The organism is Pseudomonadota bacterium, assembly GCA_018823135.1.
Taxonomy (GTDB): Bacteria; Desulfobacterota; Desulfobulbia; order Desulfobulbales; family CALZHT01; genus JAHJJF01.
The window spans coordinates 26,667-51,955 of record JAHJJF010000051.1 but is presented as its reverse complement, the minus strand read 5'-3'; the positions used below and the strand labels follow the sequence as shown (position 1 = coordinate 51,955).

Annotated in this window: 20 protein-coding genes; 6 read left to right on the top strand and 14 right to left on the bottom strand. The window is 46.4% G+C overall.

The window, feature by feature from the left end:
• Positions 1 to 128: 128 nt before the first annotated feature.
• Complete coding sequence (locus tag KKE17_04785; GenBank protein ID MBU1709304.1) at positions 129 to 272, top strand: hypothetical protein; 144 nt, start codon at positions 129 to 131, stop codon at positions 270 to 272.
• A gap of 203 nt (positions 273 to 475) precedes the next feature.
• On the opposite strand, the gene KKE17_04780 is transcribed toward KKE17_04785, so the two are convergent.
• The 7 genes from KKE17_04780 to KKE17_04750 all read right to left on the bottom strand — a co-directional run bounded on the left by KKE17_04780 (position 476) and on the right by KKE17_04750 (position 6,446).
• Positions 476 to 1,390 (bottom strand): OmpA family protein, encoded by a 915-nt coding sequence (locus KKE17_04780; GenBank protein MBU1709303.1) that lies wholly within the window; start codon positions 1,388 to 1,390, stop codon positions 476 to 478.
• A gap of 299 nt (positions 1,391 to 1,689) precedes the next feature.
• On the bottom strand, positions 1,690 to 2,130 hold the full coding sequence (locus KKE17_04775; GenBank protein ID MBU1709302.1) for a hypothetical protein: 441 nt from the start codon (positions 2,128 to 2,130) through the stop codon (positions 1,690 to 1,692).
• A 133-nt stretch (positions 2,131 to 2,263) separates the two neighbouring features.
• The gene (locus tag KKE17_04770; GenBank protein MBU1709301.1) at positions 2,264 to 2,509 is read right to left on the bottom strand and encodes a VF530 family protein; all 246 of its coding nucleotides are present in this window, start codon (positions 2,507 to 2,509) and stop codon (positions 2,264 to 2,266) included.
• A gap of 103 nt (positions 2,510 to 2,612) precedes the next feature.
• Entirely contained in the window at positions 2,613 to 3,089 is a 477-nt protein-coding gene (locus KKE17_04765) for a ribonuclease H (protein MBU1709300.1), read from the bottom strand.
• 272 nt (positions 3,090 to 3,361) lie between these two features.
• Positions 3,362 to 4,759 carry an alpha/beta hydrolase gene (locus KKE17_04760; GenBank protein MBU1709299.1) on the bottom strand — a complete coding sequence of 466 codons (1,398 nt, stop codon included), beginning with the start codon at positions 4,757 to 4,759 and terminating at the stop codon, positions 3,362 to 3,364.
• Between the two features lie 189 nt (positions 4,760 to 4,948).
• On the bottom strand, positions 4,949 to 5,803 hold the full coding sequence (locus tag KKE17_04755; protein ID MBU1709298.1) for a hypothetical protein: 855 nt from the start codon (positions 5,801 to 5,803) through the stop codon (positions 4,949 to 4,951).
• A gap of 13 nt (positions 5,804 to 5,816) precedes the next feature.
• Positions 5,817 to 6,446 carry a class I SAM-dependent methyltransferase gene (locus tag KKE17_04750; GenBank protein ID MBU1709297.1) on the bottom strand — a complete coding sequence of 210 codons (630 nt, stop codon included), beginning with the start codon at positions 6,444 to 6,446 and terminating at the stop codon, positions 5,817 to 5,819.
• A gap of 268 nt (positions 6,447 to 6,714) precedes the next feature.
• On the opposite strand from KKE17_04750, the gene KKE17_04745 reads away from it, so the two are divergent.
• Positions 6,715 to 8,208, top strand: coding sequence for an HDOD domain-containing protein (locus tag KKE17_04745; protein ID MBU1709296.1), 1,494 nt, complete (start codon positions 6,715 to 6,717; stop codon positions 8,206 to 8,208).
• Positions 8,209 to 8,468: 260 nt separating this feature from the next.
• Here the strand turns inward: KKE17_04745 and KKE17_04740 are convergent, their stop codons facing one another.
• Entirely contained in the window at positions 8,469 to 9,239 is a 771-nt protein-coding gene (locus tag KKE17_04740) for a protein phosphatase 2C domain-containing protein (GenBank protein ID MBU1709295.1), read from the bottom strand.
• A 12-nt stretch (positions 9,240 to 9,251) separates the two neighbouring features.
• Complete coding sequence (locus KKE17_04735; GenBank protein MBU1709294.1) at positions 9,252 to 11,813, bottom strand: CHASE2 domain-containing protein; 2,562 nt, start codon at positions 11,811 to 11,813, stop codon at positions 9,252 to 9,254.
• Positions 11,814 to 12,209: 396 nt separating this feature from the next.
• Between KKE17_04735 and KKE17_04730 the strand changes: the two genes are divergently transcribed.
• Together KKE17_04730 and KKE17_04725 are read left to right on the top strand one after the other, a co-directional pair.
• Entirely contained in the window at positions 12,210 to 14,069 is a 1,860-nt protein-coding gene (locus tag KKE17_04730) for a cyclic nucleotide-binding domain-containing protein (protein MBU1709293.1), read from the top strand.
• Positions 14,066 to 15,370 carry a Ni/Fe hydrogenase subunit alpha gene (locus tag KKE17_04725; GenBank protein ID MBU1709292.1) on the top strand — a complete coding sequence of 435 codons (1,305 nt, stop codon included), beginning with the start codon at positions 14,066 to 14,068 and terminating at the stop codon, positions 15,368 to 15,370. Before KKE17_04730 ends, KKE17_04725 begins: the two co-directional genes overlap by 4 nt.
• A gap of 148 nt (positions 15,371 to 15,518) precedes the next feature.
• On the opposite strand, the gene KKE17_04720 is transcribed toward KKE17_04725, so the two are convergent.
• The 5 genes from KKE17_04720 to KKE17_04700 all read right to left on the bottom strand — a co-directional run bounded on the left by KKE17_04720 (position 15,519) and on the right by KKE17_04700 (position 22,751).
• Positions 15,519 to 17,129 (bottom strand): ABC transporter ATP-binding protein, encoded by a 1,611-nt coding sequence (locus KKE17_04720; protein MBU1709291.1) that lies wholly within the window; start codon positions 17,127 to 17,129, stop codon positions 15,519 to 15,521.
• A gap of 2 nt (positions 17,130 to 17,131) precedes the next feature.
• The gene (locus KKE17_04715; protein MBU1709290.1) at positions 17,132 to 18,157 is read right to left on the bottom strand and encodes an ABC transporter permease; all 1,026 of its coding nucleotides are present in this window, start codon (positions 18,155 to 18,157) and stop codon (positions 17,132 to 17,134) included.
• Positions 18,158 to 18,162: 5 nt separating this feature from the next.
• Positions 18,163 to 19,224 (bottom strand): ABC transporter permease subunit, encoded by a 1,062-nt coding sequence (locus KKE17_04710; protein MBU1709289.1) that lies wholly within the window; start codon positions 19,222 to 19,224, stop codon positions 18,163 to 18,165.
• A 3-nt stretch (positions 19,225 to 19,227) separates the two neighbouring features.
• Entirely contained in the window at positions 19,228 to 21,021 is a 1,794-nt protein-coding gene (locus tag KKE17_04705) for an extracellular solute-binding protein (GenBank protein MBU1709288.1), read from the bottom strand.
• A gap of 71 nt (positions 21,022 to 21,092) precedes the next feature.
• A complete protein-coding gene (locus KKE17_04700; protein MBU1709287.1) occupies positions 21,093 to 22,751 on the bottom strand; it encodes a GAF domain-containing protein in 1,659 nt (552 codons plus the stop codon).
• A gap of 493 nt (positions 22,752 to 23,244) precedes the next feature.
• On the opposite strand from KKE17_04700, the gene KKE17_04695 reads away from it, so the two are divergent.
• Positions 23,245 to 24,528 (top strand): 3-isopropylmalate dehydratase large subunit, encoded by a 1,284-nt coding sequence (locus tag KKE17_04695; protein MBU1709286.1) that lies wholly within the window; start codon positions 23,245 to 23,247, stop codon positions 24,526 to 24,528.
• A gap of 40 nt (positions 24,529 to 24,568) precedes the next feature.
• Positions 24,569 to 25,090 (top strand): 3-isopropylmalate dehydratase small subunit, encoded by a 522-nt coding sequence (locus tag KKE17_04690; GenBank protein ID MBU1709285.1) that lies wholly within the window; start codon positions 24,569 to 24,571, stop codon positions 25,088 to 25,090.
• The last annotated feature ends 199 nt before the right edge of the window (positions 25,091 to 25,289 follow it).

The following is a 25,289-nucleotide window of genomic DNA, read 5'->3' as shown; positions in this document are numbered from 1 at the left end:
CTTTTTAAAAAATTACATGTTTTTCCAACCTGAATTATTGAACCTGATGATTGGAGACCATTTTTTTGTAGAACGACTGATTGAGATATTCTCTTTGTGGGTCCGGATTGTTGGGTTGGTGATGTTTAATGTCGGGCAGAGATATTTTCGAAGGAGAGAGAATAATCGATATCTCCGCTGAAGTGCCGGACAACAAGATTGCAATTTGCATCAAGGTCAGTGGCCAGGGGTTCAAGCCCGATGAATTTGAATATAAGCGAGTCGGTTTATAACAACCAGACTTGAAAGTAAAGGGAAGGGCCTCGAGTTGCAGCTGAGGCCCTGAATAATCAAAAATCATGACGCTCATAATGTGGCCGGAAATAAAGTCGGCAACAGAATGATTTTTGCAGTTAGACCGCCAATCGGGGCATATGCCGGGATATTCATTACAAACAAAACAGCAGGCCGGGTGCCGTCGAGAATATTCTTCTGATCACTCTTTGGCGGCAAGGACGATTTCGATCCGCCGATTTTGTGCCTTGCCCTCTTCAGTATTGTTGTCTGTCACGGGTTTATACTCGCCATAAGCAACTGAAGAGAGAGCCCCGGGATCAAGGCCCTGATCATGAAGGAACCTGGTAACATTGATTGAGCGGGCAGCAGACAGTTCCCAGTTGGTGGGATATTTTTTTGTAAGGGAACCGGTAATCGGGACATTATCGGTGTGTCCTTCAACACGGATTTCTTTGTCTGTCATGTTTTTCAGGATATCCACAACTTTCTGGAGTACTGCAAGTCCTTCGGATTTGATCTCTGCTTTGCCGGAATCAAACAGGATGGCATCGACCATATTGACCGTCAGTTTCCCTTTGAGTTCGGAAATGGTTACCTGATTGGTGTTAATTTCATTTTCCATTTTGGCAATCAACTCGTTATAGGTGCCGCTCATTGCCTTGACTTCATTTTCCTTCCTCAGAAGCTCTGCCGTGACTTCATTACGGAACTGGGTATTTTCATCTTCAAGGCTGGATATCTGTTTTTTAAGATTTTCAACTTTGTCATCATAGGTATTTTTTTGATCGGCCATTTTCTGGCGCAATTCAGCGATGGTCTGGGAAAGGCTGTCTGATTTTGCTTTCAGGATAGAATCCAGCTGTTGATTGTCAGCAATGAGATTTTCCTTGTCCTGAGTAAGTTCTTTGACGGTGGTATTCAGCGTTTCTATCTGATTTGCTTGCGCCTGACTGTTTGTGGTCAGAGTGTCATAGTTGCTTTGCAGTTCCTGGAGATTGTTGTCCAGTAATTTTGCCTCTTCATCTTTCAGGTCAAAAGTTTTTTTCATAACACAGCCGGGAGCGGAAATTGAAAGCAGCAGGATAACACTCAATAGCAGAATTTTTTTAAGCATTTCAAACCTCAGTTATGATTTTTTTTAAAAATTATCGTTCAGGATATTTACAGATCTTGATTCCCTGGGCAACAACAGGATCCATGCAGGAATGATTCAATCAATGGTTCTATTCAGAATATCTGATATCACTGATACAATAGCCGTGTCAAATTAATTTATTATCAGGAAAAAAGAAAAAACAAGGGAACGATTTTCCCCTGGTATTTTTGATTATACTCCTGATTCATCTCTTTATTAAATACCTGGATTCCTGGCGCTGAAGAAGAAACGCTCCGGCGGCTGAAATCGAGTGTTGATCAGAATTTCAATTGTTTCGCAACTGCTTGATTCAGTATTTGTTGAGCATCGATGAGGTTTTTATACTTTGCTGCTATTTTCTCGATATTTCTCGACAGAACAGCTTTCAACAAATCGCCTTCTATCTCAGCAACGTCGATTCTTTCATAATAATCCATAGTCTCTTTGAGATGCGCGATAACGATTTTGCCGGTCAGGATCGGGTGGTTATTTGTAACATTTGCATCGTCGAATCGCGTGCCATGTTCGAGCTCAACGTCCAGACCTTTCCGGAACGCCTCAAGGGGAATGTCCATGCCTTTGGTATTGACGATTTTGAGAATAGTGGAAGCTTCATCTCCAGAAACAGATGGATCGGTGATTTCGGACCAGTCACGCAAGCCAATTTCGTTGCAGACTCTTTTTACTTCAGCAGCAGTTATATACTCCGGCAGTTTCATCTTTTTTCTCCTTTGATGATTGATCTTAACCACAGCGATCATTTCCCATCGTAAAGTTGATAAAGTGTATGTGGCGTTGTTGAAATCAGTCGCTATTCAGGACGACAAGCCCTTGCGGTCAAGTGTGAAAAAATTAATTCTTCCGGCTTTTCTTCCGGTCATATTTCAAGAAGGCGAGGTATAAACTTTCGACTTTCTTTCTTGCCCAGGGCGTCTTTCGAAGGAACTTGAGACTTGAATTCACTGATGGGTCGCTGTTGAAACACTTGATATTGATGCGTTTTCCCAGCCCCTCCCAGCCAAAATAGGCAACCAGGCTGTTAACCATTTCCTCCAGAGTAACTCCGTGCAACGGGTCATTGGATTGTTGTTCACTCATGAGTTGGGTTTTGTCCTTTTACTGCTTGTTATATGTTTTTTGCATCTATTGCTCAAGTTTTTTCTGAGCCGTTTTAGTTAGCCTGTTGAAGCCGTGAACCATTTCACCCATTTTCTCGCAGCGCATTCCGTGAAGCTCGGTCCACCAGGGTGAAAAGCCGGTCAATATCATCTTTTTGATTCGAAACCTTGTGGCCAAGCACTTTAATGAATTCGCAATTCAACTGATCGATTACGGCATAAAACGCCTGATACAGTTCATAATTATTGAGTCGATTATTTTTTTTTGAACGGTATTGGTTTTGCTCCAGTCGCTCTCGTCTTCCCTGCAAGCCCAGAATGTTTTGAGAATCCGTATAGACTGTCACTTTATTCCCTGCTGCCTGGATATCGTCCAGGGCCCATAACAAGGTCTGCAATTCCAGTTTGGTTGAAGAGGTATTCTCAAATCGTTTTACCTTTACCCGCGACCTCAACGAATCCAACGAAAGTTCGCGGTCAGCCACAACAAGATATGCACCATAGCCTATATGCGACTGAGTATTAACACTTGCATCGGTGAGGAGGATCAGTTCATCCATAGCGAGAAACTCATTATTCTTTTGAAATAATCTTTCATGAATTTTACCTCCTGAATCATTTAATACAAATAAAGACAATCTATGACTTAATATCCAGTGATATCTGATAGCACCGAGAATAGGCATCAGGGGAAATTGTTGGATCGGCCAAATAATGATGAATGTCAGGTAATTCCGGGATAAATATTAATGATAAAAAAAGCAAAAAATAAGTTCTCAGTCGAGAAAGCATGTTTTTTTGAGTGTTAAAAAGAATAATTGCCGGCGTTTTTTTAAAGAGGGGAATCCGGGGATACTTTGCGAACACCATGGATATAATCATCAGAGAGGAGGCTGGTGATTCTGGAGACAGAAAAAAGCAGAATTGCCTGGTCATCTGAGGTAACCGCATACTTTTTGCCGATAAGCGTAACCCCGGCAAGATCAAGTCGGCTTTTATCCGCATGGATTGCGATATCGCCGGTGATGGTCAGCGCGGTGCCGGTGAGTTTGGAATTATTAAGATCAAGGCCGATTGCTTTTCCTGTAATCGTGCTGTTTTCGATTTTGATTTCCGAGTCTTTGGCGGCAATGTATTCCGTGGAAACATTGCTGATCCGCACATCCTTGCATTGATCTAGTTCAATGCGGTCGTATACCCCGGAAAACTTCATGCCGGATTGATTGAAGCAGCTTCCGACGCGACCTGTTTTGGAATATGAGACCGGGCGCTGTGTTTTTTTCGGAAGGGATTCGGCAAACAGGGCGGTAAGAAAGTCATCCCTGCGGTCGTTCATTGGCACATGCCCGGCCCGTGGAATTATCACCAGGCTTGCGTGGGGAAGGAGAGCATCTAATACCTTCCCGGTCCGAACCGGGGAAATATTGTCGTTTTCACCCCAGATGAGAAGGGTTTCACATGTTACCATATCAAGCAGATTGGAGAAATCATGGTTTGTCACGGCCAGCGCGGCAATGGCGTTTGATTTGCCGCGCAGAAATATCCTGCGGGCCACAGGCGTTGAGAGAATCTTACTGATATCTTCGGCAGAGCCCTGCTTGGTCATTTTTTCAGCGGTGGAGCCGGTAAAATCATTGATCGAATCAATGGCTTCCTGGAGTGGCGCGGCAATGATCTCCGGCCAATTATCAAGGGGCAGATCGAATTCCATGATTTTTTTGGAAAAGGCGATCCGATGCAGGATGCCGATTGAGTCCACAAGGATCAAGCGCTTGACTTTGTCCGGATGGTCTGCGGCAAATCGGAGGGCAAGGGCGCCACCCAGTGAATGTCCCATTAGATGGACCGGGCCTTTCGCGTGTTTGCCGATGAACCAGTAAAGGAAGGCGCTGTAGTTTTCAGGCGAATACAACAGGTTTGCCTGGGTGGATTTCCCGAAACCGGGAAGGTCAAGGGCGAGTACATGATATTTTCCCACAAGTTCCGGCAGGAGCGGCTCCCAGATAGTTGATGCCTCGTCGCCCACCCCGTGCAGCAGAACCAGGATCTCGGAATTTTCAAGCCCGGATTCATAATAATAAACCTGGCCGTTAAATATCGGCTCGCTGATGAATTGCTGTATTTTTTCGATATCCTCCCCGGCAGATAACGGTGGGGCTACAGCCAGCGGTAGAAAAAGGAGGCAAAGCAGCAGGCTTAATGCCGTATAGACAAATCGGATGATGGACATTGAATGTGTAGTGTGAGAGGTTAGTTAGTGCCTGTCCATAAATGGTCTTTTGCCGGAATTTCCGCGTCATGCTCAAAAAATAATGCTCGAAATATCAACTATATGTCTGTGCTTATTTTTTTCGCGCTCCTTGAACTTCAAGAAAAATCCTCGTTTATGGACAGACACTAGTTATGAAAAACGGACAGCTTAGTTTCCGAACTTTTCCTGCTGCTCCTTGGTGCGGGAGAAAATCGCTTCGGCCATCTCCTTGCTGGAAACAACAAAGGCGTCGTTTAATGCGGTCATCACAATGGTGTAGAATTGCTGGATGGAATTCTGGTTCAGGAAATTAATGTATTGTTGGATTTCCAGGTCTGTAAGGGTTTTATAGGTGTAAAAAGATCCGGCAATGACCCGTTGACTCATGATCGCCTTGAGTTTGAAACGGCTGGCTCTTGCCTCCTCGGCAATCTGATCGATTGAAACCTCCGGGGTGTCCGGCATGGATGAGTAAAGCGCCGAGACCATGGCGATCTGCATGTTGAGCTGCATGTCAACGGCGAAATCGGTTGATTGGGCTGCCTCGTCGAGTTTGAGCAGCAGATTGAGCCGTTCTTTTGTGCCCAGTGAGTTTATCTGCTGTTCCGCAAGGATATCCTGTTCTTTATATGCTTCAGGAGTCGAGGCAGCCATTTCGATTTCGACGATTTTTTTTCCCAGTGGCGTGTTGAGCCAGTTGAGGGCATTATTCAGGGTAACTTCGTCCACGGCAGTAATCCTGCGAACCACTGCGGACTGAATTTTTTCCGGGGCAAAGGCTGTGTCGATTATTCTTTCAAGTCCTCTGAAGTCATCATCCGACATCCGGATCGGCCCTTTTCTGCCTTCTGCAAAGGAGGTTTTGATATGGTTGGGTAGTTGCCCGATTTCATTTTGCAGGCCGGATTGTATGAAAAATTCGCGTGCCAGATCCTGGGTTGCAGCCAGAATCTGGCAGGGGGCAAGGACAAGAAAAGAAATGAGCATGGAATAAGTTTTTATCGCTGAAGTTGTTGTTTTCATATTCATAAGCTTATTAAAATTTTATACCCCTGGCAACGATAAAAGCCCCTTTGTCGGACCCCGGTAAAGTATCGTCTTGTTTATCCATCCGGAGCGGATCATTAAAAATCGTCTGAACATGTTTGAGGTTCGAACAGCCGGTGTCGATCATGAATCTATTGATTTCTTCGGCGGTATAAAAGTTTGCGTTTGTATAAAAAACACTTTGTTTTTTATGGGCGTCATAATTTGTTCCCAGTGTGCTTGACCGGTTAATGAAGGCAATAACAAGCGAGCCTCGCGGCTTGAGGATACGATTTGCCTCCGCAAGGGTTTTTGGAATGTCTTGTACAAAACAGAGCACTGTCACAAAGAGGACAAAATCAAAGGTCCGGCTTTTTATGGGAAGGGACTCCGAAACTGCGCGGATAATTTGAACACCACTGGCACCGGCATAATCCGCCATTGCCAGACAAGGCTCAACGCCAAATGGAATCCCCAGCGGGCCGGCAAACCGTCCGGTACCGACGCCGATCTCAATCCCTGAGCCTTTGGGGAGTTGCATCCTTACCGCGGCAAGCTCGGATTGATAGGCATACGAATATTTATCAAACCATGCTTCGTATGAATCGGCATGGAGTTCATAAGGGTTGTCTGTTTTCATTTTAACTGAGGTGAAAAAGGGAAATAAGTTTTGATGGCGTCGTAAAAAGTTCGATCTACTGCTTTGTAGTTTTTGGCCAGACACTCGACATACCTCATGTATAGTCTCGTCCCTGGCCAAAACGCTCCGCCTTCTAACTCGAACTTATTGACTTAGCCCATCTCGGTGCTGAATAAGATTTTTTAGAAGACAATCAATTTTACAATGAAGTACTGTATATTACATTCAGGATTAATCTGAAATCAATACCTTTAATCGGGAATATTTAATGTCCAAAAAACCTGAGAATAATTTTGATGCCTGGCTCCAGCGACTTAACCAGGAAGATATGCCGATTTTCGGCCGCACTGTTCAGGAAATCGTAAGTGTTGCGGAAAACAGCGACAGTTCCGTTTCGGAATTGACCAGGGTGGTATTGCAGGACACGGCTATGACTGCCAAGGTGTTAAAACTTGCCAATACCGCCTTTTATAATCCTTCAAATAAAAGCATCAGTACCATAAGCCGGGCGATCATGCTCATGGGTTTTGACAAGGTGCGGGCAATCACTCTGACCGTTGCTCTGGTGGAATCCATTGTCCGCTCAGCAAACCGCGATCTGCTCATGGCCGAACTTGCCAGATCTCTGCACGCCGCCACCCAGGCGAGGTCCATGGCGGAAAAAATGGGAGACAAATCTTCTGAAGAAATCTTTGTCGCAACCCTGCTGCATAATATCGGTGAGCTTGCTTTCTGGTGTTTTGCCAAGCAGGAAGGGGAGGCCTTGAAGGCCGAGATAAAGAAAGGCGTTCCTCGGGAAGAGGCGGAGCAGAAGGTGTTGGGATTTCCGTTGCGCAAATTGACCCAGCGACTGGTCCAGGACTGGCACCTGAATTCTCTGCTCGAAGAAGCCTTGGACCCCAAGAAGAAAGTTGGCAAGAGAGGACAACTGATCAATATCAGTTATGACCTAGCAGCTGCGGCTGAAAAAGGCTGGCAGAGTGAGGAGGTGGCTGATACCGTCAGGGAATATAGCCGGATATCGGGTTTTGGCCGTGATGAGATACAGGAGATGATTCAGGGCAATGCTCTTGAAGCCGCCAGGGTGAGCAGGACCTATGGAGTCAGCAAGGTGGCAAATATTATTCCAATACCTTACAAGCCGGGCAAAGATGATCGTCGTGTTTCGAAGCAAACTGATGGGTCCATGATCGACACGGTGGAGGAGTTTGAACCGAAAACTTCTGAGATCCCGCAATATAATCCGCTTCTGCAACTGGATATTCTTCGCGAGATGACCGCCTTGCTTTTTGAAAAGCCGAATTTCAACGTGCTTCTTGAAATGACCCTTGAAGGCATTTACCGGGGAGTCGGCATGGACCGGACATTGTTTGCCCTTGTATCCCCGGACCATCAATACCTCAATGCGCGATTCGTCCTGGGATTTGAAAGGACAAAGATGCTTGAACGGTTTAAAATTTTTATCGCTTCCGGGAGAAGGAATCTTTTTAAGACCGTCCTTGACAACAATCTGAGCGTCTGGATCGGCCAGCCGCAATCTTCAGTGGCGGACCTCGTGTCCGATGAAATCAAGGAGCTCGTCGGCGGCGATGAATTTTTTGTGTCGCCGATAATCGTCAGCGGCAAAACCATTGGCCTGTTTTATTGTGACCGCATCCCCAGCGGCCGCGACATGGACCAGATGAGCTTTGAGAATTTCGAAAACTTTGCCCGCCATGCAAGCCTTGGACTCGAACATATCACGCGGTTGAATAAATCCTGATGAAGGTGCAAGCCAGGAAACCTCGAAATGTATTAGTCTCAAGTTCAGTTTAAACCCACCGTCTTCAAAACGATCAGCATAATCTATGAATTACAGGCACAGAGGCAGAAGGCAGAAGGCACAGAGTAAAAGAGAATAAAGAAATACAATACGAAGAAATAACGGTACTCAATGACGGTTGGTCTGGGTGGTGTTTTTTTCCCCCCACTTTGTGCCTTCTGCCTCTGTGCCTCACACTATCGACTTCAGTCGATAGTCCTTCATTTCGAATGAATCACAATAACCGTAATATTATCCCGGCCGCCGTTCTTTTTTGCTGCGTCAATCAAATGTTGTGAGGCGCTTTCAGGATTGTTCTCTGAGCAGAGAATTTTCAAAATAACCTCATCGCTTATCATATTGGTCAAGCCGTCGCTTGCCAGAAGAAACCTATCCTGCGGGAGAATTTTAATTTCCCGGGTGTCGACGCAGACATTTTTATCAGTGCCAACGGCACGGGAAAGATAATTTTTTATTTGCGGACCCAATGCATGGGTTGAGACCTGCAGAAAATCGTTCTGGCGTCGTTCAACGCGTATCGAATGGTCTTTGGTGAGCTGCCTGATCGTATTATTACGAATGAGAAAGATGCGGCTGTCGCCCACATGGCCGATGGTAAGATTTGGTTCATTTCTTTTGGAAAGCCAGGCTGCCGCAACGGTGGTGCCCATTCCTTTCCATTCGGTTTTTTCCTTGGAAGCAAGATAGATGATGTGGTTGGCAAGTTGTATTGCTGAAGTCAGGCGGTTTCGGGACTCGGAGAGGGATCTGTCAAAGCCGTTCATATAGGGCTGATCACCGGACCTTACGCTGCTGATATGGTCCTTTATGATATCAACTGCCATGCGGCTGGCTACTTCACCCGCGAGGTTGCCGCCAATGCCGTCGGCGACGATATAAAGTGATGGCGACTGGTCACAGACTAGAAAGCAGTCCTGATTGGTTTTTCTTACAAGCCCTTTATGGGTCAGGCCTGCGGTAAGAATTTTCACGATTGACCTGAATTACCCTTCTATTTCTTTAAGGCATTCTTGTAGTTTTCTGGCAACTGTGTCGGCGTTCTGGAATCTCTTGTTGGGATCTTTGACCAGCAATTTGTTGATAATTGCCCCGCAGCATTCGGGCAGCAGAGGGGCGACATCGATCAAAGGTTTGAAATTGCAGCTGGCGATATTATGCATCAGCGGCCCGATATTATCATGCTTGAAGGGCTTTAAGCCGGTAAGAAGCTCATAAAACACCGAGCCCAGGGAGAACAGGTCCGATCGTCCGTCAACCCGTTTGCCGAGCACCTGCTCCGGCGACATATAATTCGGAGTGCCGATAACAACACCGGTCTGGGTCTGGGAGGCATTCATCAGCCTGGCAATACCGAAGTCAGTAACCTTTACCTGCCCTTTATCAAGCAGCATGATATTTGCCGGTTTTATATCACGATGAACCACGGCGTTATCATGGGCATAATTCAAGGCCTCTGCAACTTTGATGATTATCCTGATGACCTCTTTTGCCGGCAGCAGGGAGCCTTCCTTGGTGTACGCGGTGAGATCTTTACCGGTAAGGAGTTCCATGGCCATGTAAATAACGTCCATGTCTTCCCCTGCATCATAGATGGTTACGATATTGGGATGGTTCAGGCGTCCGGCAGCTTCGGCTTCATGCAGGAAACGGTCTTTAACATCTTTGAATTCCTTTTCGTTGGTTTCTTCGTAACGAAGGGTCTTGATCGCCACTTCACGGTTTATCTTCGGGTCTTTGCCGAGATAGATCGTGCCGATTGCACCCTGACCAAGAATCCGCATGATTTCATAACGTCCCAGGGTGGGCAGGGTGTCAGCACTGTCCAGGCGCATGGTCGCCTCATTCCGCATGTTTCCGGTGGAACCCATATGGATCTGCTGCTCCGCTGATTTGAGGCGGATTATTTTTTCTTTGATATCCTTGAAATCGCCGGCATTCGAGATATGCTCATACACGAAAACAGCTTTGTTGAACATCCTTTTGCGTTCAAAATCCAGGCCGAGGTTATAGAGCTTTTCTTTGACTGATGGATCCCGCAGCGGGCATTTCATGAAGTACTCGAGAGCCATGTCGAGAAGTCCCTGGCCCTGAAAGGAGATACCCAGCATCTTATTGGTTTCCGAGTGTTCATCCTGTTTGTAGGCAACGGAAAATTTCCGCACCGCGATAATCGATAAATATCCGCCGATTGCAAGAATGGTCGGGGTTGCGGCTTTAAACCAGATGTCGGCGCTGTAGAACATGGCCAAGACAATGACGTACCAGACCGCAAGAAAGCTTCCGAGGATCAGGGCGCCGAGCCGGATGCTGACCCGCGAAATCACAAAAAGAATAAAAAAGCCGAAATACAACAGAACAGCGGTTTCAAGAGCCCATGCCCAGTAGGGGCGTTTGATCGGGTTTTCAGAGAAAATGTTTTCAAAAGCCTGGGCCTTGATTTCGACATCGGAAATTTTCTTGTGGACCGGGGAGGAATGAAGTGCTGCGGGTGGATGAGCGGTAAGCCCGATCATTACCGCTTTATTCTTGAATGTCTCATCCGGCACCTTGCCGTTCAGTACATCGGTAAAAGAATAAACCAGTTTATCACGGTTTACATTGTAATTGATGAACATCTGGTAGCCGGCTTCTGTGGGGACCTTAAGATCGCCAATCCGGATACCGGTAAAGTTTTTTTCTTTTTTTGTCGTTTCCAGGTCTTTGAGCTTGATTCCTTTATAGGCAAGAGCAAGCTGCACGGCTAAAGAAGGGAAAAGTCGTCCCTGGTTTTCGAAAAAGAGCGCTTCATGGCGCACTACACCGTCCGGGTCAGGGGAGATGTTTATGTGTCCGTGGGCGCCGGCTGCCTTAGCAAGTGTTTTGTGGGTAGTGAGAATTTCATCTGGTGCGGCTTGATGATTCTTGAGAGCCATGACCGGGTTATGCAGGCTGAGCAGCAGGGTTTTGAAATCGGCTTTGGGTTCAGAATCCGGGATGGAATGTTTGAGAAGCCCGGCATCTTCCAGGTTGACCTGCTCGTTGTTTTTCGATTTTCCGTCATAGTTGAAATAAAAAGGGAGAACGACATTTTTGGCCGGCATCAATGCTGAGAACAGTCTTGTGTCGTTATCAATATCAATGGAAGCCTGATTGAGCCTTTTTTCAAAGAGTGTGCTTGAATTTGCATCAAGCCTTGAGGCGTTTTGTTTCAGCCATGCCCGGAGGTTATTGATTGCATCCAACCCGTCATTGGTTTCCGGAGTTGAAAATAAAAGATCAATGCCGATGGCATCAACTCCATGACCGGCAAGATACTGGACCATCTCGGCAATTTTTGATCGGGGCCAGGGCCAGGGGCCGATTTCTTTAATGCTATTGTCATCAATGGCGATTACCGCAATATTTTCCGCGGGGTCTTGCGGCCGGAGGCGTGACATCTGGTCGTAGACCTTGTTTTCCAGGAACTGCAGGGGATAGAAATCAAAGAGTGAGGCGATAATAATCAGGATGGTAAGAAATGAACAGATTATCCATTTAGAGAGATGATGCGGTTTAATACTGTTCATTTTGTCGTTTTATGGTCTCAGGCGTGAGTGTATTTTTATCTTCCGAATCTTTCGTTTTTTTATACAGATAAACGTATTGGGATTGGAACCATCAAAACTCCACAGGAAAATTAATAACATTGTAGCATTATTTGATTTTTAGATCAATAAGGCATGTCGACACCAGTGATCAAATTACCTTCATTTAAATTTGTACCGTTTATGGATTTTTACGAAGATTACAAGTTTTGTTCTGAAGTTTTGAAAGGAATTCAGAGGGACGGCGCTCTGTGAAAAAATCCATATTCTTTGGTTGACTGAAAGTAGCTGAAAGGGTATTGATGATCTTCTTTTGGGATTTTCACATTATTTCTAACCATGGCCACAAACGGAAAAAATCAGTAAGGGTATGTTAAAATGAACGCGGGTGAAGACCTTTTTGGTGCCGTATATGAAAAAGGTAAAGTGATATATAAGCAGGATGATTCTGGCGATTCATTGTATATCATCCAATCCGGCGCGGTTGAAGTTTCCCACAAGAGAGGTGAGGAGAATGTCTCCCTCTGCATTCTTGAAAAGGGGGAATTTTTTGGTGAAGTTGCCTTGCTTCCCGACCATCTTCGTCTTACAACCGTCAAAGCAATCGAGCGAACTCGACTTCTTTGTTTTACCAGGGAAGCACTTCTTGAAAAGATGCGGCAGGACTCAGGTGTTTCTCTGCATCTGCTTCGCGGCATTATTCTGCGTATACACCAATCCAGTCAGAAAGTCAGGGAAGTGGCAGTGGAAAATGAAACACTGCGTCTGGCTCTCGGTATGAGCCAGGAGTTAAGCCCCGGTGCCCTCATTTCAAAAATGGTCAGCACCGGGACAAAGGATTTCCAGGGAATTCTCTGGAATGACATTTCCGTTAAAGACATTTCGAAAATCTGGAATGCTGAAGGCAATGAGGAGTGGGTGGAGCAGGGCCAGGTTATTTTTGAAGAAGGGGAGTCTGCCAAGTCTATGTTTTTTGTTGCACAAGGTTCTATCGAGGTAAGTATTCAATCCGGAAAAGAAAAATGTGTGCTCACCACTCTTGGCCCCGGTGGTTTTTTTGGAGAGATGGCAACTATCAGCGGTTGCAAGAGAACAGCCACTGCTCTGGCTACCTCAAAGACTTTGTTGGTATCGTTGAGCCAGGATGAATTTTTTGAAAAGATTCGAAAAAAACCCGAACTCGCCCTTCATATTCTCCAGTCTCTGATTTTACGATTAAGAAGGCAGAATGCTCTGCTCGCCAACCCGTATATGGCCTCCACCCTTATCCCGCAGAATTGGGGCGCGCTAGTCAGCAAAAAGCAAACCATAAAAATCGCGATGATATCTCTGTCTTCCTGCTCGGGGTGCTCTGCAGTGCTTATTGATGACCCGGTGTTTGATGAACTGCTTAAGAGTAATGTGGAAATCGTTTACTGCCCGATGCTTCTGGATCAGGACGAAATACCCGAAGTTGACATTGCCTTGGTGGAAGGCGCGGTCCGTCTTAAAGATGATGTGAATATTCTGGAAGAAGCTAGAAACAAGTCTCGAATTCTCATTGCCTGGGGAACCTGCGCCGCAACCGGAGGAGTCCCGGCTATGGCCAATCGCTTTGAACTTGAGGAGCTGATTGAGGAGACCTATGGCATGGCCCATGATGCTTTTTCTTATTATCTTTCAGGCAAGGGCGGCATAGATCTGCAAACAACCTACCAGGAAAGAGGGGTCAGCCTCCTCAGGCGAGCCAGGAATCTTGAAAATTATGTCAGGGTCGACTTTTTTTTAGCCGGCTGCCCGCCCCAGCCTCGACTTTTGATGGATCTCATCTCCGAAATGAATGGCGAAAAATTTCCAAAGGTGGCACCTGTGGTTTGCGCTGAATGCGGTCGGAAGGTGACCAGGAATAATTCAAATTCTCTGCAGTCGTTTTCTGCAAGCGACGACAGCAATATCTGTTTCGTTTCCAATGGCATGATCTGCCTGGGATTTCTCACCCGCGGCGGTTGCGGCGGCGTCTGTACTAAAAACGGTTTGTCCTGTTGGGGATGCAGAGGTCCATCTGACATGGTTTTTAAAAAATTATATGATGGATCATCTTATGGTGAAGTGGTCATCGACTCATTGACCAAGAGATGCAATCTGGAGCGTAAGGATGTCCGTAAGATTGCAAAAAAACTGCAGCAACAGGAATACGGCTTATTCAGCCTCAGACAGGATATGGTCTCCAATGAAATTAATAAAATGAGGGTCAGGTGAGCAGGGAAATAGTTCTTCAAAAAGCAACGCGGATTGAAGGGAATGCTGACATCCATATTGAGGTGGAAGATGGCGAGCTTAAGGCGGCGCGTTTCATGGTCCAGGATTTCAGAGCATTTGAAAAAATCATGATTGGCAAACGTATCGAGCTGGCGCCGCATATCATTTCCAGAATCTGCGGATTATGCAGTACAGCGCATCAGGTTGCTGGTTTCAGGGCGGTTGAAAATGCCCTGGGCCTCGAGGTGGAACCCTCGGTTGACATGCTTCGGCAGGTTGCCCTTCTGGGAGAGAGAATCAGCAGCCACGCCTTGAGTTATTTTTTTCTGACTTATCCCGATCTGATTGGTTCATCAAAGGGGCTTTTTGATCTGAAAAAGATGTATCCTAAAGTTGCCGAGGATGCATTTTTCCTGAGAAAAGCAGGGAACCGCATCATCGAAATCGTCGGCAAACGCGCTGTGCATCCCGTGTCCATGGCCGTCGGCCGGTTTAATATTCTGCCCACTGAAGAGGAACTGAATGAAATTAAACGGATTGCGGCCGAGATTAAAGCAACCACCTACCACCTGATTTCCACTCTTGATAAAGATCATTACGGGCATAACAGCATTCCTTATCCTGCCGGGCAACGGGTTAATTTCCTTACATATGATGGACGTCCAGGCCGGGAAAAATTCAGGGTTTTTGACGACCAGGGCAAGGTTTGTCAGGAATTTTCCGGCGATTCCCTTGAAGACCATATCTCCGAGCTTCGGGTTGATTGGTCATTTGCAAAATTCCCCTATCTCACCCATATGGGATTTCCTGGGGGAATTCTTCTTGTCGGACCGTTGTCACGAGTCTATCAGGATAATGGCGTACTTCAGGACGAAGACCTCAAAGACCTTGGAATCACCAAACACCTCAAGCAGAATGTGACAACATATTTGGACAGCTTTGATACTGCCCGCCTGCTTGAGATATTTCTTTCAGCAAAACAGATCCTTGCGCTACTCAAGAAAATAAAATTGCAGGACCTTGCCACACCGGAGATTGATTTTGATGTGAGCGGCCGTGGCATCGGAATTGTTGAAGCGCCACGTGGAGTGCTGGTTCATAGTTATCTGGTGAATAGGGGAAAGATCGAGCGGTTACGACTTCTGGTTGCAACGCAATTTAATAATGCCTATATCAATATGGTTTTAAGGGATCTGGCGCAAGGTCATATCTCTGGAAATAGTATTTCACCGCAGGGGGAAAAGCAGATTGGCAGATGTATCCGGATGTTTGACCCGTGTCTAACCTGTGCAACTCATTGATATTCAGTTCAGCGGTATTTGCATGATATGGTTCTGGAGGGGGGGATTTTTTATCCCTTTTGGGGGAACTATATTGCCTCACTAACCGGACAAGAAGAGGTTAACGTCATTAAATAAGCATTTCCCGGTTAACAGTTTTGAATAATGATTACGGGGTGATGATGTCAAGATTGAATGCGGCTGAAAAAAGTTGCCTGGTGTAGGGATGTTGCGGGTTGCGGAATATTTCAGCTGCCTGACCGGATTCAACGATTCTGCCGTTTTGCATCACAGCGATATCATCGGCCATGGCACGGATTACCCGAAGATCATGGGAAATGAACAGATAGGTCATGCCGTATTTTTTCTGGAAATCCCGCAGAAGATCGATGATCTGGGCTTGAATGGTCATGTCCAGGGCGCTGGTTGGTTCGTCCAGGATGAGAAACTTCGGTTTAAGGATCATCGCCCGGGCAATGGCGATGCGCTGCCGCTGCCCGCCGGAAAATTCGTGGGGATACCGCTGGGCCATATCCTGTTCCAGGCCGACTTCGGTAAGCGCCGCCTCAACGGATTTGCGTCTTTGTTCTTTTGATAATTCCGGCTTATGGACCTGGAGGCCTTCGGCGATTATCTGTTCCACGGTGAGCCGTGGCGAAAGGGAGGCAAAGGGGTCCTGAAACACCACCTGGAATTCTTTTCGTAAAGGCCGCATTTGTCTGTTGGTCAGGGAAAGAAGGTTCTCATCGTTGTAAAGGATTTCACCGTTGCAGCCGGTGAGCCGTAGAATGCACATCCCCAGGGTGCTCTTGCCGGAACCGGATTCGCCGACGATGCCGTAAGTAGTGCCCTGGCGGATGGTGATGCTTACCTGGTCAACGGCCCGGATTTCACCCACCTGGCGTTTGAAAAAACCGGCTTTCAGGGAAAAGGAGCATTGCAGGTTGTTGATCGTCAGGATCGGTGCTGATGCCGGTTTAGGGGCTGGTTCTCCGGATGGCACACTGTTAAGAAGATGAATGGTATAGGGGGCTTTGGGCGATGAAAAAATATCTTTGGTCATGCCGTGTTCAACGATTTTTCCCTGATGCATGATGTAGAGGCGCCGGGCGAATTTTTTCACCATATTCAAATCATGGGTGATCAGCAGCACTGCCATGTTCATTTCCTGCTGGATGTCACGGATCAGCGCAAGGATCTGGGCCTGAATAGTTACATCCAATGCAGTGGTGGGTTCGTCGGCAATGAGCAGAACCGGATGGCAGGCCAGGGCAATGGCGATCATCACCCGCTGTCGCTGGCCGCCTGATAACTGGTGCGGGTAATTATTGATACGGTCTTCCGGATTTGAAATTCCTGTTGTTTTAAGAAGTTCAATGGCGCGTGATCGGGCTGTATCTTTATCAAGCCCCTGATGAAGCATCAGCGGTTCAATGAGCTGGTTGCCGATGGAATAGACCGGATTGAGCGAGGTCATGGGTTCCTGGAAAATCATGGCGATTCTGTTGCCGCGGATTTTCCGTAACTGCGCTTCCGGGAGTTTGAGCATATCCTTGGTTTCAAAGATGATCTCGCCGCTGGACTGCACGGTCTGGCGCTCCAATAATTGCAGGATAGACAGGGCGGTGACCGATTTACCGGAACCGGATTCTCCAACAAGGGCCACGGTTTCGCCCCTGGCGATTTCAAGGCAGACCTCATCGAGCACCGGCGAGAAGCCGGATTCCGTATGGAATCCCATGGAGAGATTCTTAATCTGCAAAAGGTTGTTTTCTGTCATTGTCATGTCTTTCTTGGATCAAATGCCTCGCGCAGCGCTTCGCCGACAAAGATGAGCAGAATCAGCATACCTACTAAAACGACAAAGGTGCTGATCGACAGCCACCATGCATCAATATTGCCTTTTCCCTGGGCGAGCAGTTCGCCGAGACTCGGGGCGGGAGGTGGAAGTCCCAGGCCGAGGAAATCAAGACTGGTAAGGGCAAGGATAGCACCTGACAACCGGAACGGCAGAAAGGTGATCACCGGCGTCATGCTGTTGGGCATCAGATGTCTGTACATTATGGTTGCGTTATTCACGCCAAGGGCTTTGGCGGCCTTGACGTATTCCATGTTTCTGCCTTTGAGAAATTCCGCCCTGACATAGTCCGACAGGCCCATCCAGCCGAAAAGCGACAGCAGGATCAGGAGCAGGAGAAAGCTCGGTTTGAAGATCGATGCAAAAATGATCAGCAGATACAGCTCGGGCATGGAACTCCAGATCTCGATAAACCGCTGAAATATAAGATCGGTTTTGCCGCCGAAATATCCCTGAACCGCGCCGAAAAACATGCCGAGCAGGGTGCCGACAAAGGTTAATGAAAACCCGAAAATAACAGAAAGTCTGAATCCGTAGATCAAGCGCGCCAGGACGTCTCTTCCCCGGTCATCGGTGCCCAGATAATTAACCTTGGTGGGAGGGGATGGTACTGGTTGGTCGATATGGAGGTTGATTGAATTATAGCTGTGTGGATTTGGCGGAAACAGCGTCCAGTTGTTGCCTTTTGTGATTTTTTCCAGGATATAGGGATCTTTGTAATCGGCTTCCGTCTCAAAATCACCGCCATAGGCAGTTTCCGGATATTGTTTGAACACCGGAAACGAGTAGCCGTCGTTATAATGAATGATCAGTGGTTTATCATTGCTGATCATCTCGGCAAAAAGACAGATCACAAAGAGAATAGAAAATATTACCAGGCTGTAATATCCTCTTCTGTTCTTTTTGAATCTGTCCCATCGGCGCCTGAGCAGGCTGTTTTTTCGAGTCATAAAGGTTAAGAACTTTCCGAGCTTTCAAAGGTGATTCTCGGGTCAACCATGACATAGCTGATATCGGTGAGCAGCCGGGAAACCAGACCGATTATCGTGAAGAAATAGAGCAGTCCCAGCACAACCGGATAATCGCGGTTCATCACCGAGTTGTAGCCGAGCAGCCCCATGCCATCCAGCGAGAAAACGGTTTCGATGAGTAAGCTGCCGGTAAAAAAAGCGGTGATAAATGATCCTGGAAAACCAGTGATAATCGGGATAATGGCGTTTCTGAACACATGTTTATACAGAACCCGTTTTTCGCTCAAGCCTTTGGCCCTGGCGGTAAGTACATACTGTTTTCTGATTTCCTCTAAAAAACTGTTTTTGGTGAGCAGGGTCATTACTGCAAGACTGCCGATGGCGCTTGAGATGATGGGCAGGACCATGTGCCAGAGATAATCAAGGATTTTGCCGATCAGGCTCAGTTCGGAAAAATTATCTGAGGTCAGGTTCCGTAACGGGAAAATGTCCCAGAATGATCCGCCGCCGAAAAGCACGATAAGAAAAACTGCAAGAACAAAGCCGGGTATTGCATAGCCCACAAGGATTACGGAGCTGGTGATGACATCGAATTTCGAGCCGTCGCGCATGGCCTTGGAAATGCCCAGAGGAATGCAGACGGAATAAACGATGAAAAATGACCATAAGCCAAGGGACATTGACACCGGCAATTTTGAGATGACCAGCTCGGTTACTTTCCGGTGATGGTAATAACTTTCACCGAAATCAAATAACAGGTAATTCTTGATCATCGAAAAAAAACGGCTCACCGGAGGTTTGTCAAAGCCGTACATTTTTCGGAGTTGTTCAATTTTTTCCTGATCAAGCCCTTTGCTGCCGTGATAGAGATCGCCTTTGCCGGCGATCCTGATTTCGCTTGGCCCGCCTCCCTGACCCTGAAGTTCGGCGATTTTTCGTTCAACCGGGCCGCCGGGAACGAATTGCGTCACCGTGAACGTAATCAGCATGATCCCGAAAAGGGTGGGAATCATCAGCAGGGTTCGCTTGAGAAGATAGGTGAGCATCGGCTACTTCATCCACCAGGTCATAAGCGCTTGAAACGGGCTGTAATAAAGCGGCAATTGCTCGGGGCGGTTAAAGATATTTCTGTAGGTGATCCGGTGGTTGGCGATATACCAGTTCGGCACCAGGTAATATCCGTACCAGAGCAGACGGTCGAGTCCTTTGCAGGCGGTTTCCAGCTCTTCCCTGGTTTCGGCATAGATTAATTTATCAACCAGATAGTCGATAGCCGGATCATTAATCCCGGCCAGGTTAAGGGATCCCTCCATATCAAGGGAAACCGAATGCCAGAAATTGCGTTGTTCGTTTCCAGGAGATTGGGATTGCCCATAGGTGTAAACCATCATGTCGAAATCATGTTTCTGCATTCTTTGAATATAGAGGGCGATGTCGATCTGGCGATAATTCGCATCAATGCCGAGTTTTTTCAAATTATTGGTGAAGGGTTCCATGACCCGGGCAAAAGAAGGTGAATAGAGCAGTATCTCAAATTGAAACGGTTCACCTGATTGATTCTTCAATTGGCCGTCCTGAATGGTCCATCCGGCAAGAGCGAGGAGATTTTTTGCTTCCCGGAGGTTTGCGCGCAGGCTTTGGGGTGGGGCGGTGGAAACCGGGGTGAGGGGTGTGGTGAAGACTTCCGGAGGGAGTTTGTCCTTAAAGGGTTTGAGGAGTTCAAGTTCTTTTTTACCCGGCAGTCCGCTTGCTGCAAGTTCTGAGTTGCTGAAATAACTGTTGCTTGCCGTGTACTGGTCAAAAAAGAGGGATGTATTTGTCCATTCAAAATCAAAGGCCAGGCCGATGGCATTACGGACCTTGCGGTCGGTAAAAATTGTTTTTCGGGTGTTAAAGACAAACCCCTGCATGCCCTGGTTGTTTTTATGCTGCAGCAATTCTTTAACAAGTATTTTTTTGTCGTATTTTTCGCCGTCGAGATCGCGAGCCCATTGTTTGGCGATATTGATGTACATGAAGTCGAATTCGTGGGCTTTGAACGCTTCAAGGGAAACCAGTTGATCTTTGAAATATTTATAGGTGATTTTGTCAAAATTAAATATTCCCTTGCGGACGGGATGGTCTTTTGCCCAATAATTTTCATTCCGCGTGTAGGTGATGTGCTTGTCCGGCTTGAAATCTGAGACGATATACGGACCGGATGCAAGGGGAGGAATGAGCGATGGGGCCCCGAAAGGATGCGCGGTGTAGAATTTTTTTGACAGAACCGGCAGCTGCGCGGCAATCATGTGCAGCTCTCTGTTCTTCTGTGAAAAATAGAAGGTTATCTTGTCGGGTTTGATAATTTCAGCCCGGGTAATGTCTTGAAAATAAAGCTGATAGTTGGGAAGCGCTTTATCGCTTTTGAGGGTTTCCAGGGAAAACTTGATATCTTCAGGGGTGATGGGAGTACCGTCGGAAAACCTGGCGCGTTCATCAATGGTAAAAGTGACAGAGCGTTTGTCTTCAGCAACTGCAATATCTTTTGCAACCAGACCGTATTCGGCAAAAGGTTCGTCAAGGCTTGGAATTGCCAGTGTTTCAAAAACAAGCTCGTTAATCCCGTCCGGTTCGGTTCCTTTGACGGTAAAAGGGTTCATCTTGTCGAAACTGCCAAGGCCGTGCAATACTAGATGACCGCCTTTTTTAGCCGATTCTGACGCATAGTCGAATTTTTTAAAATCCGCAGGATATTTCAGGTTGCCGTCAATACTGATTCCATGCGCCGCAATTGCCGGATTTGAAAAGAAAAATACAGAGAGAAGGGCCAGCGTTGTGCTGAATAGTCCACAGGATAATCGCATTGATAACTCCGTAATGATAAGCAAGAAATCGTGAAAGTCTGCTATCTGTAAGAGGAAATTCTCGAGAAAAGTCAGGATATATCTTCGTGCATTTTGACAAGCCCGCCAAGGGATATGGCAATAACATTGGCAAGCATGGTCAGGATGTCCATGTCGTGCACATTAAAATTGGCATTTCTTTTATTGACCACTTCCATGACACCGATCATCTCACCGTTGGTGTGGAGGGGCACCGCAAGAACGGAGCGGGTGATGAAGCCGATATGTCTGTCCACTTCATCATCGAAACGTTTGTCGATTTCAACATTTGTAACTACTGCCGGTTGACCATGCCGGAACACCCAGCCGGCAAGGCCCTTGTCCGTTGGGATTTTCTTTTTCAGCAGATAGTCTCTTTTGGGACCGGTGGGGATCAGGACGGTCATTTCCGACGCATCATCGTTTGCCAGAAGAATTGAACTTGCCTCGCAATCAAGAAGAATATTGGTCATTTCCAGGATCTGATCAAAGACCCAGGGGCCTTTGCTGATATTCTGGAGGAGTATTGATATCCTGAGTATAAAAATCAATTCCTTGCAGGAGAGATTATTTATCAATGCAGGGGGCATGATCTGGTCGAGTATGCCTTTGCGGAGAATGGTCGGATCGATGACACCCATCTCCATCAGAATATCACCAAGGCATTTACCGGAATGTGAAGCGCTGTCCATCCAGTCATGAAGCTTGCCCTGTAAGGAAAAGGCGGAGGTTTTTCTTTGCGCTTCTTTGTCCTTAATGCGCTTTTGTTTTTCCAGTGCTTTTTTTATTTGCCTGGAATTAACCACCCCGAGTTCTTCAAGTATTTCTCCCAGGCGCCGCCATTGGATGCGTTTATCCATCAGATGACCGGAGAGATTTGCCGCAATGCTTTCAAGGTAGGGGTTCCGGCCGCCGCCGAAAAAACCGACAAGGTACTGGTCCATCCGGCCAAACTGTTGCAGGCGCGGCAACACGAAAGTGTCATAAAAACCAATGGTTTCGTCAATCATTTCCTGGGCGGAACTAAAGATATGAATGCCTCGTTTCGCCAGGATCTCGGTGGAATCAAACTCATAGGCTTCATTGATTTCAGCATACAGGTCATTGATCCGTTGAATATAATTAATATCTGCCATCTGGGCGACCAGATCGGAAGTGGCAACAATTTTAGCCATATTTTCTTCCGGATCTGTTTCGAAAATGGCTTTCGGATCAGGTTCATTATGGTATTCAGTAATGCTGATGATGCGGGGCACGGTATCAACCGCATAGGCAGACCATTTGTGTTTTGCCAGGTATTTTGCGGCAAGCTTCATGCTCCGCTGTTCGTGAGTAAAGGTATATTTTCCACCGGTTCCTTTTTTGTCGCCTTTGTCCTTGATATAGCCGGTGTCGTGAAACATCGCGGCGGCAAGTCCACAGAGAAAGGTTTCTTCGGAAAAGGTCGGCAGGTCTTTCTGCCTGTTCCAGCCGGAAGCCATCCTCGCCGTGAGCAAAGCGACATCAACGGCATGGTCAAGGGTATGGTACCTGACCATGCAGGCTTCATGAGTCGGCCAGCGACCTTCGTAAAGATCAATTACATCGCTAATCAGGGTGGATATGAGTTTGGGGATTGATCCGTATTCATGTTTGATTATTTCATAAATAAGATCAATTTTGTTTTCGTTGCTTTCTTGAAAGTTCCCTCCAGGCGACCCTATTGGGATCATTGTGCATCCTCCGGAAAAATATTCTTTGTAAAAGTTAGGATTTATAAAAATTTAAAACATTATAGTGCATTGTTTAATTTGATACAATCTTAAAGAATAATCAATCAATATCAAAACTTACTGACCCCGAGATATGTCAGATGCTGAATTATCGCCCCCGGTAATTACATTAATTTATAAGCGGGATAGACGTCGGGATCGTGCTTATTACGATGCCGACAGACTTGGCGAGTAATAAATCCGAGAAATCAGTATAATTCCGAGTGAAAAAAACATCATGCGGAATCTGTTTTTTGTGTTTTTATTGCTAACTATTGACGGAAAATTTATGCACGAGTATTCTTTCCTGATTTGTGGCAATACTTACATATATTTTATAAAATCGTTAACCCGCTATAAATACAGTTTAAAAATATAATTATAGTGAGTTATGGCTTATAGGCTTGAGTTATTAAATCAAAAGTAAGTTTAGTAATATGGAGGTTTCAGTTAAATGGGTAAAACCATCACACAGAAAATATTTGATGCGCACTTAAGGGATAATCCTTCTCCGGAAAATGTCGTGCTGGACCTCGATGTGGTTATGTGTCATGAAATCACCACGCCCATCGCAATTAACGATCTTGTGGCGCGCGGTATGGACAGGGTATTCGATTCTTCAAAAATCAAGGCGGTTGTCGACCATGTCACTCCTTCCAAGGATACCAAGACTGCAACCCAGGCGAAAATTCTCAGAGACTGGGCCCGCCGGCATCAAATCAGGGATTTTTTTGATATCGGCAGCAACGGAGTCTGTCATGCTCTGTTTCCGGAAAAAGGTTTCATCCGCCCCGGCTATACAATAATTATGGGTGACTCGCATACCTGTACGCATGGTGCCTTTGGCGCTTTTGCCGCCGGCATCGGCACAACCGACCTTGAAGTGGGCATTCTGAAGGGTGTTTGTTCGTTCAGGACGCCGCAGACCATGCGGGTAAATATTCAGGGGACATTACAGGACGGTGTTTACGCCAAGGATGTCATCCTGAATATTATCAAGCAACTGACCGTAAACGGTGCCACTGACATGGTTATGGAATTCGTTGGTCCGGTTGTTGACCGCATGTCCATGGAATCAAGGATGACATTGTGCAATATGGCGATTGAAGCCGGTGGCACCTGCGGAATCTGTTATCCTGATAGGGTTACCGCTGAATACCTCTGGCCTTTCATTGAAAAAGACTATGATTCCATTGAGCAGGCGGTTACTGATTTTGCAAAATGGCACTCCGATGCCGATGCTGAATATGCCAAGGAAACAATTGTTGATGTTTCCTCTTTGCCGCCCCAGGTTACTTATGGATTTAAACCTGATGAGGTCAGGGATGTTTCGGATATGGAAGGAACGGTAATTGATCAGGTCTATGTGGGGTCGTGTACTAACGGCAGAATTGAGGATTTGCGTCAGGCGGCCCGAATTCTCAAAGGAAAGAAGATCGCGGCACATGTTCGCGGTATTCTGGCGCCGGCAACTCCTGCAGTTTATTCAAAAGCCATGGATGAGGGAATTATTAAAATATTCATGGATGCTGGTTTCTGTGTCACCAATCCCACCTGTGGGGCTTGTCTCGGCATGAGCAACGGCGTGCTGGCCGCAGGCGAGGTCTGCGCATCGACTACCAACAGAAATTTTAACGGCAGAATGGGCAAGGGCGGCATGGTACATCTGATGAGTCCGTTGACTGCTGCTGCTGCCGCTGTTGCCGGGCACATAACAGATCCTCGGATATTACTGTAAGAATTCAAGCTTGTAACCTGCTTGAGATAAGGAGATAAAGATGAAGCAGTTTGGTGGTTCTGCAGTTTTTCTGGACAGGAGTGATATCAATACCGATGAGATAATCCCGGCCAAATATCTGACGGAAAATTCAAAAATGGCCTTGAAACCCTATATTTTAGAAGATTTGAAGCTGACTGGATTTGAGCCGAGTTCCTCGGAACTTAAAAACGCCGGGGCCCTTGTTACAAGAGCGAATTTCGGTTGCGGATCGTCCCGTGAACATGCGGTCTGGGTTTTTGAAGTAAATGACATAAATGTTGTAATCGGTGAGAGTTTTGCCAGGATATTCCGACAGAATATGTTCAATTGCGGCATGTTGGCAATTGCGCTTGGTAAAGAAGATATTGATCGGTTATTTCAATTAGGCAGTGGTACGGAAATTGCCGTGGACATGGAAAAATCCATTGTAATTGCAAAGGGCGGTGGCAAAGAAGAGCAAATACCCTTTGTACTGAATTCGTTTGATCGTGAATTGGTCCGTGCCGGCGGCTGGTTGCAATACGCCGATAAAAACTACTGATTTTTCATTTGTTATGCATATTTCAAGAAAGTTCCTTGGTTTTTTTTCGCAAGGGACTTTTTTGTTTTAAGATCTTGTAGTTGTGATATTGGAGTTTCCTGTCAAACAGGTTAAACTTTCTTGAATAAATTTGAGATATTTGGTAAAATTTTTAAATATTTGAAATATGTTTAATTTCTGAAATCTCCTGGGAAAAATG